Below are 16,639 nucleotides of genomic sequence, written 5' to 3'. Positions count from 1 at the left end.
TGATGCAGCAACATGGAAACTGAGATGCACTCCCTTGCCGCTCCAGGCGCAGGGCTGCCCGGGGCAGCGCCTGTACCGCTGGCTGTGGTGGCAGTGTCGCCGGCGCGGCGGGCCTGGATGCGGTTCAGGCGCAATCGGCTGGGGTATTGGAGTCTGGTGGCGTTTTGCGTGATGGTGGTATTGAGCCTGGGCGCCGAGCTGATCAGCAACGACCGGCCCCTGGTGGTGCGCTACGAGGGCCAGACCTACTGGCCGCTGTGGAACGATTATTCCGAGAAGACTTTCGGCGGCGACTTCGAGACGGCCACCGACTACCTGGACCCCTTCATCCGCGACCGCCTGCGCCAGGGCGACAACTGGGCGCTGTATACGCTCAATCCCTATGGGCCACAGGCGCTGAACTACTTTGCGACCTCGCCCAATCCGGCGCCGCCCTCGCGCGACAACCTGCTGGGTACCGATGACCGGGGGCGCGATCTGCTGGCCCAGCTGATCTACGGGTTTCGCGTCAGCGTGCTGTTTGCGCTGGCGCTGACGGCGTCGGGCGTGGTGCTGGGCGTGGTGACGGGGGCCGTCCAGGGTTTTTTCGGCGGCAGGACCGATCTGGCATTCCAGCGCTTCATCGAGATCTGGGGCTCCATGCCCGAGCTGTATCTGCTGATCATCTTCAGCGCGGTGCTGGCGCCCAGCGTCTCACTGCTGCTGGTGCTGCTGTCGCTGTTCGGCTGGATGGGCCTGTCGGACTACGTGCGTGCCGAGTTCCTGCGCAACCGCCAGCTGGACTATGTGAAGTCGGCTCGGGCGCTGGGCGTGGGCAATGGCGCGCTGATCTGGCGCCATCTGCTGCCCAACAGCATGACGCCCGTGGTGACCTTTTTGCCGTTTCGCATGAGTGCGGCCATCCTGGCCCTGACCTCGCTGGACTTCCTGGGGCTGGGCGTGCCGCCTGACACCCCCAGCCTGGGTGAGCTGCTGAACCAGGGCAAGAACAGCATCGATGCCTGGTGGATCTCGCTGTCCACCTTTGCCGTGCTGGTGGTGACGCTGCTGCTGCTGACCTTCATGGGCGATGCGCTGCGCGATGCGCTGGACCCGCGCAAGGCCGCTGCCAGCGATGCCGCCCCCGGTGTCGATGCAAAGGACGCCGCATGAACGCAGAGCAGCCGGCAATGGAGCTACCTTCGCCCCCGGGCCGTGGCCGGACATTGCTGTCCGTGCGCAACCTGCGCGTGCGCTTCGGCAGCAAGGATGTGGTGCACGGCGTGAGCTTCGACCTGGCGGCAGGCGAGAAGCTGGCGCTGGTGGGCGAGTCCGGCTCGGGCAAGACCATCACCGCGCTGTCGCTGCTGCGGCTGGCTGGAGACGCTCAGCTGGGCGGCCAGGCCCTGTTCGACGGCCGCGACCTGCTGCGCCTGCCCGAGCGCGAGATGCGCGCCGTGCGCGGCGGCGACGTGGCCATGATTTTCCAGGAGCCCATGACGGCGCTCAACCCGCTGATGACCGTGGGCGAGCAGGTGGGCGAGGTGCTTCGCCTCAAGCAGGGGCTGACGCGAGCGCAATCCCTGGTCCAGGCCACCGAATTGCTGGCGACCACCGGCATTGCCGAGCCTGTGCGCCGCGCCCGCGCCTTTCCCCACCAGCTCAGTGGCGGGCAGCGCCAGCGCGCCATGATCGCCATGGCGCTGGCCAGCAGCCCGCGCCTGCTCCTGGCCGACGAGCCGACGACGGCACTCGATGTCACGCTGCGCGGCCAGATCCTGCAGTTGCTCGATGACCTGCAGCGCCAGACCGGCATGGCCGTGCTGATGATCACGCACGACCTGCACCTGGTGCGGCGCTTTGCCGACCGCGTGGCGGTGATGGAGCGCGGGCAACTGGTGGAGCAGGGCGGGGTGTCGGCGGTCATGGCGGCTCCGCGCCATGCCTATACGCGCAAGCTGCTGGCCAGCGTGCCGCGCCGCGACCTGATCGAGGTGGAGGCAGGCGCCGAGGCCACGGCTGGCGAGCCGCTGGTGCAGGCACAGGGCCTCAAGGTCAGCTATCCGGTGCCGCTGGCAGGCGTGCGCGGATGGTTCGGCCAGGGGCGCTTCGTCGCCGTGCAGTCCGCAGACCTGGCGCTGTTGCCCGGGCGCACCGTGGGTGTGGTCGGTGAATCGGGATCTGGCAAATCCACGCTGGCCCAGGCCGTGCTGGGGCTGCTGCCCCATGAAGGCCGGCTGCGCATTGCAGGCCATGCCTGGCAACAGCCAGCCACGCGCAACTCGCCCGCCAACCGTGCGCTGCGGCGCAAGGTGCAGGTGGTGTTCCAGGACCCGTATTCATCGCTGTCGCCCCGGCTGACGCTGGAGCAGATCGTTGGCGAGGGCCTGCGCGTGCATGCGCCGTCGCTGACGGCGCCGCAGCAACGCGACCGCATCGTGGAGATGCTGTCGGCCGTGGGCCTGACGCAGGAACAGTTTCCCGGCCTGCTTGACCGCTATCCCCACGAATTCTCGGGAGGCCAGCGCCAGCGCATCGCCATTGCACGCGCCCTGGTGCTGGAGCCCGAGGTGCTGGTGCTCGACGAGCCCACCAGCGCGCTGGATGTGACCATTCAGCAGCAGGTGTTGGGCCTGCTGCAGCGGCTGCAGCGCGAGCGGGGCCTGGCCTATCTGCTGATCACGCATGACGTGGACGTGATCCGCGCCATGGCCCATGACGTGTTGGTCATGAAGGATGGCGCCATCGTCGAATGCGGCCCCGTCGCCCAGGTGCTGGGCGCGCCGCGCCAGGCGTACACGCAGCGGCTGGTGGAGGCCGCCGGCTTCTCGGGCGACGGCATGCCCGAGGGGTTCTGAGGCAGTTGCCGGACCGCGCTACCAGCTGCCCGTGGGATTGACTCCGTCCTGCAGGATCCACTGGACCTTGTCCACGGGCACGCCCAGCAGCCGGGCCTGCGCCAGCAGGCGTGCCGCCACGCCGTCGGCCAGTTCGGGCGTGCGCGAAAGAATCCAGAAATAGCGCAGGTCCGATCCCACCACCATGGCCCAGCGGTACTCGGCATCAAGAGCCACCACGTTGTAGCCGCCGTAGAACGGGCCGAAGAAAGAGACCTTGAGCGCCGCAACGTCCGGGCCGTGCACCGTGCGGGCCTTGCCCTCGGAGGATTTCCAGCGCCGGTGGCGGGCGTCGTAGCCCCGGTTCAGCACATGCACCGTGCCGTCGGGAAGCTGTGTGTACTCGGCCTGGGTGCGCTCCAGGCCTTTTTCGAAACTGTGGTCGATGCGGGCCACTTCATACCAGCGGCCCATGTAGCGCTGGATGTCCCAGCCGCGCACCGGCTCCACGGTAGGGGGGATGGGTGGGTTGCGCAGGCCCTTCCACAGCAACGCTGCTGCGGCGGCGCCTACGGCAAGCCCTGCCAGGCCGGCCGTGGGCAGCACCCAGGCGGGGCGGGAAGTGGATGGGGTGGTTGACTCTGTATTGGGGTGGCGGGGTGACATGGTGCGGAACTCCGTGTTCAGGCAGACGTGCATGCCAGGGTCTTGCGCGCTTGGCAGCGTGCTCCTACTTTAGGACAGAAAACCGGGCCGCAGTGTAGGCCGGCGCTGCCTGCGCCGGTGCTGTGCGGGCCGCGCAACGCTGGAACTTTCCCTATGCCAGAGCAGGCCATGTGTTTTTTTGTGCGCGGTCATGCAGGTCTATGGCCTAATTGCGCGTTCTCATTTTTTTGAAGAAGGAAATGCCATGGGCAACAAGATCGTTACCGAAGCCGACCGCAAGTTCACTCCCCAGCCCCCCCTGCCCAACGGCGTCACCCTGCCGACGCCCGGCCGTGGCCAGCGCGTGAGCCGCGCCCGTGGCGCCCACACCCATACCAAGAAGAACCCCGGCAAGCGTCACCGCTGAGCACGGCGGGCCGCATGCATGCCTGCTGCGGCCACGTTCTGAAAGCAAAAGCCCTCTTACGAGGGCTTTTGCTTTTGAGGCGGCGTTCTCAATGCTGCAGTGCCTGAAGCTTGCGGCGCAGCATCTGCACTTCCTCGATCAGGTCCGCCGTCAGCGCGGCCAGTTGAGGGTCGGCATCGAAGCTGTGCTCCAGATGGGCTATGCGGCGCGCGCGCACCAGGGTCTGGCTGCTGAAGCGCCACTGTGCCTGCGGCGCGGCCGCTTCGCCGGACGGCTCGTTTTCGCAGTACAGCACGCCGGTCTGCACACGCTCCACCACCCAGGCGGTGTTGCGCTGGCAGTGGCGGGCCAGATCCTGCAGGTCCAGAGCGCCTTCGCCCAGCAGTTCTGCAGGCTCGTAGAAGGGGTACAGCGGCGTGCTCATCGCGTGGCTCCTTGGCCCGCTGCGTGCTGGCGGGCATCGAACGAGGGAAAGGCCTGGGCCAGTGCTGCATAGGCCTGGCGCTGGGCGTCGGTCTTGGGCTCGGGCAGGGCGATGCCCAGCACCAGGTACAGGTCGCCCGGCGTGGCGGCGGGCAAGCCCTTGCCCTTGATGCGCAGCTTGCGGCCAGCGCGGCTGCCTGCGGGCACGCTGACCTCGAATTCACCGGCAATGGTGGCCACGCGGACCGGGCCGCCCAGTGCGGCTTCCCAGGGGGCCAGGGACACGGGCTGGTAGACATCCTTGCCTTCGGCCCACCAGCGCGGGTCGTGGCGCAGGTGCACTTCCAGCAGCAGATCGCCTGCCGGGCCGTTGCCCAGGCCCGGGCCGCCCTGTCCGGCCAGGCGGATCATCTGGCCTTCGCGCACGCCCTTGGGAATGCTGACCTGCAATTCCTTGTCGCGCGCCACGGGGTGTCCGTCCTCATCCAGCACCGTGGTGCGCAGGTGCAGGCTGCGCTGCGCGCCCTGGTAGCTGTCCAGCAGGTCCAGCTCGATGCTGGCGTGCTGGTCCTGCCCGCGCATGTCGGGTGGGGCGCGATGCTGGCCGCCTCCGCCCGCATGGCGGGCACGCGCGCCCTGGCCGAACATCTGTGAGAAGAACTCGCTGAAGTCCGCGTCGCCCTCCGGCATGGCGCCGTCGCTGCTGCGAAAGTGAAAGTCCTGCCCTTCCCAGCCAGGAGGTGGCTGGAAGCCGCCGGCGCCGGGCCCGCTGCGGCGCGGCGCATCGGCCAGGGCGTCATAGGCTGCGCGCTTTTCGGGATCCGACAGCACGGCATTGGCTTCGTTGACTTCGGCCATGCGCTCGGAGGCGTCCGCCTCCTTGCTGACATCGGGGTGGTACTTGCGCGCCAGCTTGCGGTAGGCCTTCTTGATGTCATCGGCACTGGCCTGCCTGTCCACGGCCAGGATGCGGTAGTAGTCCTTGTAATCCATGAATTTCCGTCCTCCGGCCCTTGCGGGCGATGTTCTGGACAAACCCGAAGGCAGCATAGCCCGGTCATGGCAGGGTCTCAACCGATGGGCCTTTTCCTGCTTGACTGGCATCTTGTGACGGGTTCATTACATTCGCGCGTCGGCAGGACGGAACAGGAGGCGTCGGACATGGCACATGGCAGTCGGTGGCGGGCTGGGCGGGGGCGCACAGGCTCCAGGGGATGGAGGGCCCTGCTGGGCGCATGGCTGGTGGCCGGCGCGTGTGGAACCTGCGGGGTGATGGCGCAGACCGCGCAGACCATGCAGCCAGCACCGGGCGTGCCCATGGCAGACCTGCCGCCTGCCGTGGTCAGCGCCCCGCTGCCCGATGTGGGCTCCATGGCCTCCAGGGTGCTGGCCTGCACGGCCTGCCATGGACCCGAGGGCCGGGCCACCCCCAGCGGCTACTTTCCGCGCATTGCGGGCAAGCCCGCAGGCTATCTGTACCGCCAACTCAAGAACTTCCAGCAAGGGCACCGCAGCTATCCCGCCATGAACCGGCTGATCGAATTCATGTCGGACGACTATCTGCGCCAGATCGCCACGCATTTCGCAAGCCTGGAGCTCCCCTATGCCCCGCCTGTACCGGTACAACTGCCGCCCGCTGAACTCGCCCGTGGCGAGCAACTGGTCTTGCGGGGCGACGCGCGGCGCGGCCTGCCCGCCTGCGCTGCATGCCATGGTGAGCGGCTCATGGGTGCGGGTGACGATATTCCGGGCCTGCTGGGCCTGTCGCGCGACTATCTGAACAGCCAGATCGGTGCCTGGCGCTCCGGCCAGCGCAAGGCGGCAGCGCCCGACTGCATGGACCAGGTGGCCAAGGCGCTGACGGCGCAGGAGGTCGTAGCCGTCACGGCCTGGCTGTCATCGCGCCCCGCACTGGCGGCGCCGGGCGGACATGAAGCCCTGGCCCTGCCCATGCCGCTGCGCTGCGGCGCTGTAGCCGCCATTGCTGGCCAGGAGGGTAAGCCATGAACACCCTGGCAGAAAACGCGGCAAGCGGGAACACACACGGGCGACGGCGGCTGGCCAGGGTGGCAGGGCTGGCGTTGCTGATCATCGCCTTGCTGGGCGCGCTCCTGGTCTGGCTCAACCTGCGCGGTGAGCAGGGCGTGCACGCCTACGGCCATGGCGGCTGGTCAGGCGCGCGCGAAACGCCAACTGCCTTGATAGAGCGCGGTGCCTACCTGGCCCGCGTGGGCAACTGCGCAGGCTGCCATACGGCGGCTGGCGGCGCCGAGTATGCGGGCGGGCGGGGCCTGCCCACCTCGTTCGGCACGCTGTACTCCAGTAATCTCACGCCTGACAAGGAAAGTGGCCTGGGGCTGTGGACGGCCCATGACTTCTGGCGTGCAATGCATAACGGGCGGTCACGGGAAGGGCGCCTGCTGTATCCGGCCTTTCCATATGACAGCTACACCCATGTGACGCGCGCCGACTCGGACGCATTGTTCGCCTATCTGCAAAGCCTGCCCGCCGTGCGCGCGCAGGTGCCCCGGCATGCGCTGGACTTTCCCTATGGCTGGCAGGGCTCGCTGGCTGTCTGGCGCGCGCTGTTCTTCACCCCGCAGGATTGGCAGGACCGGCCGCAGAAGGCGGCTGCCTGGAATCGCGGTGCCTATCTTGCCCAGGGCCTGGGGCACTGCGCGGCGTGCCATGCACCGCGCAACGGCATGGGTGCCTCGTCCCAGGCCATGTCCGGTGGCTTTGTGGCAGGGCAGGCCTGGTACGCGCCGTCGCTGCTTGATCCGGGAGAAGCCGGCGTGCGCGCGGGCCAGGAGTCCGCCTGGGTGCAGTTGCTGCAGACAGGTTCGGGTCCTTCGGGATCGGCGCTGGGCCCCATGGCCGAAGTCGTGGCGCGCAGCACCCAGCACTGGCAGCCGCAGGATCTGCAGGCCCTCGCTTCCTACCTGCAGGAGCAGGGCGCGGCAGCAGGCCCGCCCAGGAGCAGGCCTGCTGCCGCGCCCGTGCCATCCGGGCAAATGGCCCTGGGGCGGGCCATCTACGAGCGGCAATGCGCGGTATGCCACGGTGCCGAGGGCCAGGGAACGCCGGGCGCGTTTCCCGCGCTTGCGGGCAATGCCTCCGTGACCCTGGCCGAGCCGCGCAACCTGTTGCTGGTGTTGCTGGAGGGGGGCTACCCACCCTCCACCCGGCAGCAGCCGCAGCCGCACGGCATGCCGCCTTTCGGTCATGTGCTGTCCGACGCACAGGTGGCCGCCGTGGCCAGCTATGTGCGCAACGCCTGGGGCAACAAGGCGGCGGAAATCGGTAACATGGAGGTTTATCGCGCCCGGGAAGGGCGTGGTTTCTGAGAGGCTTTCATGGATTCAATGGCCGGCAAGCTGCCGGACGACAGCGACGCCACCCGCCCCTGGTGGGTGGTTTGCCTGTGCGCGCAATGGTGTGGCGTTTGCAACCAATACCGAAGCACGTTTTCGGAACTGGCAAGCCAATTCCCGCAGATGCGCTTTGTCTGGCTTGATGTGGAGGACCGCGAGGACGTGGCCGGAGACCTGGACATCGAAACCTTCCCCTCGCTGCTGGTGGCCGATGGCGAGCGCGCACGTTTTCTGGGGCCGGTGCTGCCCCAGGCGGGGGTTGTGGCGCGCATGCTGCAGTCACTGGCCCAGGACCCGGGCGCGGCCCCTGCCGACCCTGCCGAGGCGCAGGCCCTCTTGCGGCGGCTCCAGTCGGCGCAGGCGCTGGAGCGCGTTGGCGTCTGAGCCTAGGGCAAGGGTGTGCGGGCGGGCCTGAGGTCCCTCGTCCTGTCCCGCTTTTGTGCGGGGCGGGCTTGGCCTGAAGGTCGTTTGCGGATACAATGGCATATTCACGACCAAACGGGCGGGTACCAACCGCCCTTTTTTTTGGGCGATCTTCGGGCGACCTTCGGGATTGCCATGGGGCTCGGCGCTGTTGGGACATGGCTGCTGCCAATGTTTCAGGGGCGTTCCGGGTCTTTTGTGTTTGCAGGACTGAATTTAAATACACGTGGCACTACAGCAAATCGTTGAACAAACCGTGACAGGTCTGGGCTATGACCTGGTGGAAATAGAACGCTCGGCGGGCGGGCTGTTGCGCGTCACAATTGATTTGCCTTGGCAGCCCCCGGTGGAGGGTGAGCCGGTGGTGCCGGAGCAGTTCGTGACAGTCGAGGACTGCGAGAAGATCACGCGCCAGCTGCAGTTCGCGCTTGAGGTTGATGGCGCAGATTACACGCGCCTTGAGGTCTCCTCCCCTGGTATCGACCGCCCCCTGCGGCACGAGCAGGACTTCACCCGCTTTGTCGGTGAAGTCATCGACCTGACCCTCAAGGAGCCCATCGGCGCCGCCGCTGAAGGGCAGGTCAGCGCCAATCGCAAGAAATTCCGCGGCACGCTGGAGCGTGCCGAAGATGGTGGCTGGCAGATCGTCTGGAGCGACGAGCCACCCGTCAAGCCTGGCCAGAAGGTCAGCAAAAAGCGTGCTCCCGCGCCCCTGCAGGCGCTGGGCTTCACTCTGGAGGAGCTGCGCGAGGCGCGTCTGGCTCCCATCGTGGATTTCAAGGGGCGTTCTGCCAAGCCGGTCTGATCGGAGCAGGCAGGGTACGTCGAATCATTGGGGCAGGAAGGGCACTGCCATCCCCTTCCTGTGTGATTGAAATAGGAGAGTCGTCGCATGAATCGCGAATTGTTGATGTTGGTAGAAGCCATTTCGCGCGAAAAGAACGTGGAGCGCGATCTGGTGTTCGGTGCAGTGGAATCGGCCCTGGCCCAGGCCACCAAGAAGCTGTACCAAGGTGAGGTGGACATCCGCGTGGCCATCGATCGCGATAGCGGTAACTACGACACCTTCCGCCGCTGGCTGGTGGTGCCCGATGATGCGGGCCTGCAAAACCCCGATGCCGAAGAAATGCTGATGGACGCACAGGACCGCGTCCCCGGTATCTCCGAAGGCGAGTACATCGAGGAAGAGATCGAGTCGGTGCCCATCGGCCGCATCGGCGCCATGGCGGCCAAGCAGGTCATCCTGCAGAAGATCCGTGACGCCGAGCGCGAAATGCTGCTCAACGAGTTCCTGTCGCGCGGCGACCGGATCTTCACGGGCACCGTCAAGCGCATGGACAAGGGCGACATCATCGTCGAGGCCGGCCGTGTCGAAGGACGCCTGCGCCGCAACGAGATGATCCCCAAGGAAAACCTGCGCAACGGCGACCGCGTGCGGGCCATGATCATGGAAGTGGACGCCACGCTGCGCGGCGCGCCCATCATCCTGTCGCGCTCGGCGCCCGAGTTCATGGTCGAGTTGTTCCGCAACGAAGTGCCCGAGATCGAGCAGGGCCTGCTGGAGATCAAGAGCTGCGCTCGCGATTCCGGCAGCCGCGCCAAGATCGCCGTGCTCAGCCATGACAAGCGTGTCGATCCCATCGGCACCTGCGTCGGCGTGCGAGGCACCCGTGTCAACGCCGTCACCAATGAACTGGCTGGCGAGCGCGTGGACATCGTGCTGTGGTCCGAAGACCCTGCACAGTTCGTGATCGGCGCGCTGGCTCCGGCCAATGTGTCGTCCATCGTTGTGGACGAGGAAAAGCATGCCATGGACGTGGTGGTTGACGAGGAAAACCTCGCCATCGCCATCGGCCGTGGCGGTCAGAATGTTCGCCTGGCTTCCGAGCTCACCGGCTGGAAGATCAACATCATGGACGCGGCTGAGTCTGCGCAAAAGCAGGCGGACGAGTCCGCTGTTGCGCGCCAGCTGTTCATGGAAAAGCTCGATGTGGACGAGGAAATCGCCAACATCCTCATCGAGGAAGGTTTCGAGACCCTGGAAGAAGTGGCCTATGTGCCGCTGCAGGAAATGCTCGAAATCGAGGCGTTCGACGAAGAGACGGTGAACGAGTTGCGCACCCGGGCGAAAGATGCACTGCTGACGCAGGAAATCGCGCACGAGGAAAACGTGGGCAAAGTGTCGCAGGATCTGCTGACGCTCGAGGGAATGACTCCGGAGATCGTGGACAAGCTGGCCGAGGCCGATGTGCACACCCGAGACGATCTGGCCGATCTGGCCATCGACGAGTTGACCGAGCTGACCGGGCAGACCGAGGAAGAAGCGAAGGCTTTGATCATGAAGGCGCGTGAACACTGGTTCACCGAAGGGCAAGAGTAAGGTCAGGGAGGTTCAGAGCATATATGTCCAGTAATACGGTTGCCGAGTTTGCAAGAGAGCTCAACAAGACCCCTGACACGTTGCTGCAGCAGCTCAAGGCTGCAGGCGTCGCCAAGGACAACGCATCGGATGCGTTGACCGACGGCGACAAGCAGCAACTGCTCAGCCATCTGCAGGCCAGCCACGGAAGTGGCGCCAAGAAGATCACGCTGACCAAACGGTCCACAAGCGAGATCAAGCAGGCCGATTCGTCGGGCCGCGCCCGCACCATCCAGGTGGAAGTGCGCAAGAAGCGCACCTTCGTCAAGCGTGACGAGGTCGCCGAGGGCGCCTCCGATCCCGCTGTCGTTGCCGCTGCCCAGGAGCAGCGCGCGGCATCGGAGCGCGAGTCCCAGGATCTGGTGCGCCGCGAAGGGGAAGCACGTCGCCAGGCCGAAATGATCGGCCGCGAGGAGGAAGAATTGGCACAGCAACGCCGTGAGCGCGAAGAGCGCGAACTAGTTCAACAACGCGAACGAGAAGCCGAAGAGCGCGCAAGCGCCTATGCGGCTGCAGAAGCCGCAAAGATCCTCGAGGCCAACCGCGCGAAGCAGGAAGCTTCGCGTGAGCAGGCTGCAGGCCAGGCCGCGCGCGCCGAAGCCCAGGTTGCGGCTCGCGTCAAGGCCGAGGAAGAATCCAAGGCCCGCGCGGCCGAGGAGGCCGAACGCGCCAAGGATCTGGAAGACCGCCGCCGCAAGGCGCTGGCCGAGGCTGAAGCCATTCGCGCCATGATGGCTGCGCCCAAGAAGGTGCTCGTGGCCAAGAAGCCTGAAGAGCCCAAGCCCGTGGCCAAGCCTGCAGCGCCCGCTGCCGGCGATGCCAAGAAGACCACGCTGCACAAGCCCGCTGGCACGACTACCGGTGGAGCCGGTGCGCGTGCGGGTGCGCCTGCCGGTGCCGGCAAGGAAGTCAAGTCCGCCAAGCTCTCCTCGAGCTGGGCTGGCGATGGCAAGAAGAAGGAAATCAAGACCCGTGGCGACAGCTCCGGTGGCGTGGGTGGCCGTTCCAACTGGCGCGGCGGCCCGCGTGGCGGCCGTCGTGGGAATGACCGTCATGACGGTCAGCACCAGAGCGCGGCAGCGGAATTCCGCGCCATCGAAGTGCACGTGCCCGAGACCATCACCGTGGCCGAACTGGCGCACAAGATGTCGGTCAAGGCGTCCGAGCTGATCAAGGTGCTGATGAAGATGGGCCAGATGGTCACCATCAACCAGCCTCTGGACCAGGACACGGCCATGATCGTGGTCGAGGAAATGGGCCACACGGCCAAGGTCGCCGCGCTGGACGATCCCGAAGCCTTCACGGCCGAGGAAGTGTCCCAGCAGGAAGCTGCCCAGGAGTCGCGTGCTCCCGTGGTCACCGTCATGGGCCACGTGGACCACGGCAAGACCTCGCTGCTGGACTACATCCGCCGCACCAAGGTGGCGTCGGGCGAAGCCGGTGGCATTACCCAGCACATCGGTGCCTACCATGTGACGACGCCCCGCGGCATCGTCACCTTCCTGGATACCCCGGGCCACGAGGCCTTCACGGCCATGCGTGCCCGTGGTGCCCAGGCCACCGACATCGTCATCCTGGTGTGCGCGGCCGACGACGGCGTGATGCCCCAGACCAAGGAAGCCATCAAGCACGCGAAGGCGGCTGGTGTGCCCATCGTGGTTGCCATCACCAAGGCCGACAAGCCCGATGCCAACCTCGACCGCGTCAAGCAAGGCCTGGTGGCCGAGCAGGTGGTGCCAGAAGAGTACGGCGGCGAGTCCCCGTTCATCGCCGTGTCCTCCAAGACCGGCCAGGGCATCGACGAGCTGCTGGAGCAGGTTCTGCTGCAGGCCGAAGTGCTGGAGCTGACCGCTCCCGTGGAAGCCGCTGCCAAGGGCCTGGTCATCGAAGCCCAGCTGGACAAGGGCCGCGGCCCTGTGGCCACGGTGCTGGTGCAGTCCGGTACGCTGAAGGTGGGCGATGTGGTGCTGGCAGGCCAGACCTACGGCCGCGTGCGCGCCATGCTGGACGAAGACGGCAAGCAGACCAAGTCTGCCGGCCCCTCCATCCCGGTGGAAATCCAGGGTCTGTCCGACGTGCCCCAGGCCGGCGACGACTTCATGGTGCTGCAGGACGAGCGTCGTGCCCGCGAAATCGCGACCTACCGCGCCGGCAAGTTCCGCCACACCAAGCTGGCCCGCCAGCAGGCTGCCAAGCTCGAGAACATGTTTGCCGAAATGGGTGCAGGCGAGGTCCAGACCCTGCCCATCATCATCAAGGCCGACATGCAGGGCTCGCAGGAAGCGCTGGGCACATCGCTGCTCAAGCTCTCGACCGACGAGATCCGCGTTCAGCTGGTCTACTCGGGCGTGGGCGGCATCAGCGAGTCCGACGTGAACCTGGCGCTGGCCTCCAAGGCCATCATCATCGGCTTCAACGTCCGGGCCGATGCCCAGGCGCGCAAGACGGCCGAGAGCAACGATGTGGACCTGCGCTACTACAACATCATCTACGACGCAGTCGAAGAGGTGAAGGCGGCCATGTCCGGCATGCTGGCTCCCGAGCGCAAGGAAGAGATCATCGGCATGGCCGAGATCCGCACCGTGTTCGTGGCTTCGAAGATCGGCACTGTGGCCGGCTCGTACATCACGCAAGGCCAGGTCACGCGCAATGCGCATTTCCGCCTGCTGCGCGAGAACGTGGTCATCTACACGGGCGAGATCGAATCGCTCAAGCGCCTGAAGGACGACGTCAAGGAAGTCAAGGAAGGCTTCGAGTGCGGTATCAAGCTCAAGAACTACAACGACATTCGCGAAGGCGACGTGCTCGAAGTGTTCGAGATCAAGGAAATCGCGCGCTCGCTGTAATTCGCCATGGCAACACGCAAGTCCGCTGCGCCGAATCGCAGCTTCAAAGTCTCTGACCAGATCCAGCGTGATCTGGCAGAGCTGATCGCGCGCGAGTTGAAGGACCCGCGCGTGGGCATGGTCACGCTGCAAAGCGTGGAGGTGACTCCGGACTATGCCCACGCCAAGGTCTACTTCAGCCTGCTCGTGGGCGATCCACAGGCGACGCAGGAAGCGTTGAACCAGGCCGCAGGCTTCCTGCGCAATGGCCTGTTCAAGCGCCTGCATATCCACACAGTGCCCACGCTGCACTTCATCTACGACCGCACCTCCGAGCGTGCGGCCGACATGAACGCCTTGATCGCCAAGGCCGTTTCTTCGCGCGGAAAGGAAGAGTAGCCCCATGAACGCGCCACGCACAAGGGTGCAGCGGCGCCCTGTGCATGGGGTGTTGCTACTCGACAAACCGCTGGAGCTGTCCAGCAACGACGCCTTGCAAAAGGTCAAGTGGTTGCTGCGCGCCGAAAAGGCCGGACACACCGGCACGCTGGACCCGTTGGCCACCGGCGTGCTGCCGCTGTGCTTCGGTGCGGCGACCAAGTTCAGCCAGTTGCAGCTTGAAGCTGCCAAGACCTACGAGGCGATTGCGCGCCTGGGCCAGACCACGACCACGGCCGATGCCGAGGGCGAGGTGCTGCGCGAGCGCGCCGTTGACCTCGCCGCCCTCACGGCCGAGCGATTGGCCGCCGTGCAGGCGCAGTTCACGGGTGCGATCCGCCAGGTGCCACCCATGTACAGCGCCCTCAAGAAGGACGGCAAGGCTCTCTATGAATATGCGCGTGCCGGCATCGAAGTCGAGCGCCCGGCGCGCGAAGTGACAATCCACGCACTGGAGCTTTCGCTGACGCAAGACAGCGAAGGCCTGCCTGCGATCCGGATGCTGGTGACCTGCAGCAAGGGCACCTACATCCGCACGCTGGCCGAGGACGTGGGCGAGGCCCTGGGCTGCGGCGCGCACCTGCGCGCGCTGCGCCGTATCGACACCGGGGGGCTGGGTGTCGAGCGCTGTATCTCGCTGGAGGCGCTGGCCGCCATGGGCGAGGGCGAGCGTCTGCAGCAGTTGCAGCCTGTCGACGCCTTGCTGGCCAGCCACACGGCTGTCACGCTGGGCGAGCAAGATGCGGCCCGTTTTCTCACGGGCCTGCCCCGCAAGGGCGCTTGGGCCGATGCCGAGGCGGTGGCTGTGTATGGCGAGAACCCACAGGCTCTGCTGGGAGTGGGGCGCGTGGTGCGTGGGGAACTGATCCCCGGGCGCCTGCTCAGTTCACTGGAAATTCAACAGATTTTGGAAGACACGCCGCGCCCATGACGCAGCGGCAATGGGAAAACACTATGAGCAAACAAATCCGCAATATCGCGATCATCGCCCACGTGGACCACGGCAAAACCACCATGGTGGACCAGCTGCTGCGCCAATCCGGAACCTTCGCCGAGCACGAGAAAGTCGTGGACACGGTGATGGACAACAACGCCATCGAACGCGAGCGTGGCATCACCATCCTGGCCAAGAACTGCGCCGTGAGCTGGAACGAGACGCACATCAACATCCTCGACACACCCGGCCACGCGGACTTCGGCGGTGAAGTGGAGCGTGCCCTGTCCATGGTGGACGGCGTGGTGCTGCTGATTGACGCGCAGGAAGGCCCCATGCCCCAGACGCGCTTCGTGACCAAGAAGGCACTGGCCCTGGGCCTGAAGCCCATCCTCGTGGTCAACAAGGTGGACAAGCCCGGTGCGCGTCCCGACTACGTGGTCAACGCCGCCTTCGACCTGTTCGACAAGCTGGGTGCCACCGACGAGCAGCTGGACTTCCCCGTGGTGTACGCCTCGGGCATCAACGGCTGGACCTCGCTGGAAGAAGGCGCTCCTGGCGAACAGTGGGGCCCCGACATGTCGGCCCTGTTCGACACCATCCTGAAGCACGTTCCCGCCGTCAAGGGCGATCCTGCCGCTCCGCTGCAAATGCAGATCTCGGCGCTGGACTACTCCACCTTCGTGGGCCGTATCGGCGTGGGCCGCATCACCTCCGGCACGCTCAAGCCTTCGACCGACGTGCTGGTCATGGAAGGTCCTGACGGCAAGAGCTACAAGGGCCGCATCAACCAGGTTCTGAAGTTCCAGGGCATTGACCGCGTGCAGGTGACCGAAGCCGGTCCCAGCGACATCGTGCTGGTCAACGGCATTGCCGACCTGGGCATGGGCGTCACGCTGACCGACCCGCTGAACCCCCAGCCGCTGCCGATGCTCAAGATCGACGAGCCCACGCTGACCATGAACTTCTGCGTCAACACCTCGCCGCTGGCAGGTCGTGAAGGCAAGTTCGTGACCAGCCGCCAGATCTGGGACCGCCTGCAAAAGGAACTGCGTTCCAACGTGGCCCTGCGCGTCAAGGAAACCGACGAAGACGGCATCTTCGAAGTGTCGGGCCGCGGCGAACTGCACCTGACCATCCTGCTGGAAGAAATGCGCCGTGAAGGCTACGAGCTGGCCGTGTCCAAGCCCCGCGTGGTCTACCGCGACGTGGACGGCGTGCGCCACGAGCCTATCGAGCTGGTGACGGCCGACATCGAAGAAGGCCACCAGGGTGGCGTGATGCAGGCCCTGGGCGAGCGCAAGGGCGAGCTGGTCAACATGGAACCCGATGGCCGCGGCCGCGTGCGCCTGGAGTACCGCATTCCTGCGCGCGGCCTGATCGGCTTCACCAACGAATTCCTGAACCTGACCCGTGGTTCCGGCCTGATCTCCAACATCTTCGACAGCTACGAGCCGCACAAGGGCGAAATCGGCGGCCGCAAGAACGGTGTGCTGATCTCCATGGACGAAGGCGAAATCTTCACCTACGCCCTGGGCAAGCTGGACGACCGTGGCCGCATGTTCGTCAAGGCCAACGATCCCGTGTACGAAGGCATGATCATCGGCATCCACAGCCGTGACAACGACTTGGTGGTCAACGCCACGCGTACCAAGCAGCTGACCAACTTCCGCGTGTCCGGCAAGGAAGATGCCATCAAGATCACGCCCCCGATCGACCTGTCGCTGGAATACGCGGTGGAATTCATCGAGGACGACGAGCTGGTGGAAATCACCCCCAAGAGCATCCGCGTTCGCAAGCGCCACCTGTCCGAGAACGAGCGCAAGCGCGCTTCGCGCGGCGCATAAGCGCTGTTGCGCCAAGGGCGCACGCAAGCCGCATGGCTTCACCGCCCTGACTGTCAAAGGCCGCATCT

15 protein-coding genes are annotated in these 16,639 nt (G+C 65.9%); 12 read left to right on the top strand and 3 right to left on the bottom strand.

Translation table 11 applies throughout. The features are described from left to right. The first annotated feature begins 24 nt into the window (after nucleotides 1-24). Together LGR64_RS14975 and LGR64_RS14970 are read left to right on the top strand one after the other, a co-directional pair. Entirely contained in the window at nucleotides 25-1,152 is a 1,128-nt protein-coding gene (locus tag LGR64_RS14975; RefSeq protein WP_225614193.1) for an ABC transporter permease, read from the top strand. Next, nucleotides 1,149-2,837 (top strand): ABC transporter ATP-binding protein, encoded by a 1,689-nt coding sequence (locus LGR64_RS14970; RefSeq protein WP_141833616.1) that lies wholly within the window; start codon nucleotides 1,149-1,151, stop codon nucleotides 2,835-2,837. The genes LGR64_RS14975 and LGR64_RS14970 overlap by 4 nt, the downstream gene beginning before the upstream one ends. Before the next feature lie 18 nt (nucleotides 2,838-2,855). Here the strand turns inward: LGR64_RS14970 and LGR64_RS14965 are convergent, their stop codons facing one another. Continuing rightward, nucleotides 2,856-3,482, bottom strand: a complete 627-nt coding sequence (locus LGR64_RS14965; protein ID WP_034398350.1) for a lipocalin family protein — start codon at nucleotides 3,480-3,482, stop codon at nucleotides 2,856-2,858. 244 nt (nucleotides 3,483-3,726) lie between these two features. Here LGR64_RS14965 and LGR64_RS14960 point away from each other — a divergent pair, with 244 nt between their 5' ends. Beyond that, nucleotides 3,727-3,888, top strand: a complete 162-nt coding sequence (locus LGR64_RS14960) for a hypothetical protein (RefSeq protein WP_012204826.1) — start codon at nucleotides 3,727-3,729, stop codon at nucleotides 3,886-3,888. An 88-nt stretch (nucleotides 3,889-3,976) separates the two neighbouring features. Here LGR64_RS14960 and LGR64_RS14955 read toward each other — a convergent pair whose 3' ends face one another. Continuing rightward, a complete protein-coding gene (locus LGR64_RS14955; protein ID WP_043823548.1) occupies nucleotides 3,977-4,312 on the bottom strand; it encodes a chaperone modulator CbpM in 336 nt (111 codons plus the stop codon). Next, complete coding sequence (locus tag LGR64_RS14950; protein ID WP_141833613.1) at nucleotides 4,309-5,304, bottom strand: DnaJ C-terminal domain-containing protein; 996 nt, start codon at nucleotides 5,302-5,304, stop codon at nucleotides 4,309-4,311. Before LGR64_RS14950 ends, LGR64_RS14955 begins: the two co-directional genes overlap by 4 nt. 168 nt (nucleotides 5,305-5,472) lie before the next feature. Between LGR64_RS14950 and LGR64_RS14945 the strand changes: the two genes are divergently transcribed. The 9 genes from LGR64_RS14945 (at nucleotide 5,473) to typA (ending at nucleotide 16,571) form a co-directional block, all read left to right on the top strand. After that, a complete protein-coding gene (locus LGR64_RS14945) occupies nucleotides 5,473-6,318 on the top strand; it encodes a c-type cytochrome (protein ID WP_141833609.1) in 846 nt (281 codons plus the stop codon). Further along, nucleotides 6,315-7,658, top strand: a complete 1,344-nt coding sequence (locus LGR64_RS14940; RefSeq protein WP_141833605.1) for a c-type cytochrome — start codon at nucleotides 6,315-6,317, stop codon at nucleotides 7,656-7,658. The genes LGR64_RS14945 and LGR64_RS14940 overlap by 4 nt, the downstream gene beginning before the upstream one ends. A gap of 9 nt (nucleotides 7,659-7,667) precedes the next feature. Further along, nucleotides 7,668-8,069, top strand: a complete 402-nt coding sequence (locus LGR64_RS14935) for a thioredoxin family protein (RefSeq protein ID WP_141833602.1) — start codon at nucleotides 7,668-7,670, stop codon at nucleotides 8,067-8,069. A 265-nt stretch (nucleotides 8,070-8,334) separates the two neighbouring features. Beyond that, nucleotides 8,335-8,913 carry a ribosome maturation factor RimP gene (gene rimP, locus LGR64_RS14930; RefSeq protein ID WP_141833599.1) on the top strand — a complete coding sequence of 193 codons (579 nt, stop codon included), beginning with the start codon at nucleotides 8,335-8,337 and terminating at the stop codon, nucleotides 8,911-8,913. 87 nt (nucleotides 8,914-9,000) lie between these two features. Beyond that, nucleotides 9,001-10,488: a transcription termination factor NusA gene (gene nusA / locus LGR64_RS14925; RefSeq protein ID WP_012204833.1), complete on the top strand. Its 1,488-nt coding sequence runs from the start codon at nucleotides 9,001-9,003 to the stop codon at nucleotides 10,486-10,488. 23 nt (nucleotides 10,489-10,511) lie between these two features. After that, complete coding sequence (infB, locus tag LGR64_RS14920) at nucleotides 10,512-13,373, top strand: translation initiation factor IF-2 (RefSeq protein WP_034392162.1); 2,862 nt, start codon at nucleotides 10,512-10,514, stop codon at nucleotides 13,371-13,373. A 6-nt stretch (nucleotides 13,374-13,379) separates the two neighbouring features. Next, nucleotides 13,380-13,751 (top strand): 30S ribosome-binding factor RbfA, encoded by a 372-nt coding sequence (rbfA, locus tag LGR64_RS14915; protein WP_012204835.1) that lies wholly within the window; start codon nucleotides 13,380-13,382, stop codon nucleotides 13,749-13,751. Nucleotides 13,752-13,755: 4 nt separating this feature from the next. Then, nucleotides 13,756-14,721: a tRNA pseudouridine(55) synthase TruB gene (gene truB / locus LGR64_RS14910; RefSeq protein ID WP_012204836.1), complete on the top strand. Its 966-nt coding sequence runs from the start codon at nucleotides 13,756-13,758 to the stop codon at nucleotides 14,719-14,721. 23 nt (nucleotides 14,722-14,744) lie between these two features. Further along, complete coding sequence (gene typA / locus LGR64_RS14905) at nucleotides 14,745-16,571, top strand: translational GTPase TypA (RefSeq protein ID WP_034398352.1); 1,827 nt, start codon at nucleotides 14,745-14,747, stop codon at nucleotides 16,569-16,571. Nucleotides 16,572-16,639 lie beyond the last annotated feature (68 nt).

The sequence above is a fragment of the Delftia sp. Lp-1 genome, assembly GCF_020523835.1.
In the GTDB taxonomy this organism is placed as follows: Bacteria; Pseudomonadota; Gammaproteobacteria; order Burkholderiales; family Burkholderiaceae_C; genus Comamonas; species Comamonas acidovorans.
Note: the sequence above shows the minus strand (reverse complement) of the source record. Positions and strands in the feature narration are given on the sequence as shown.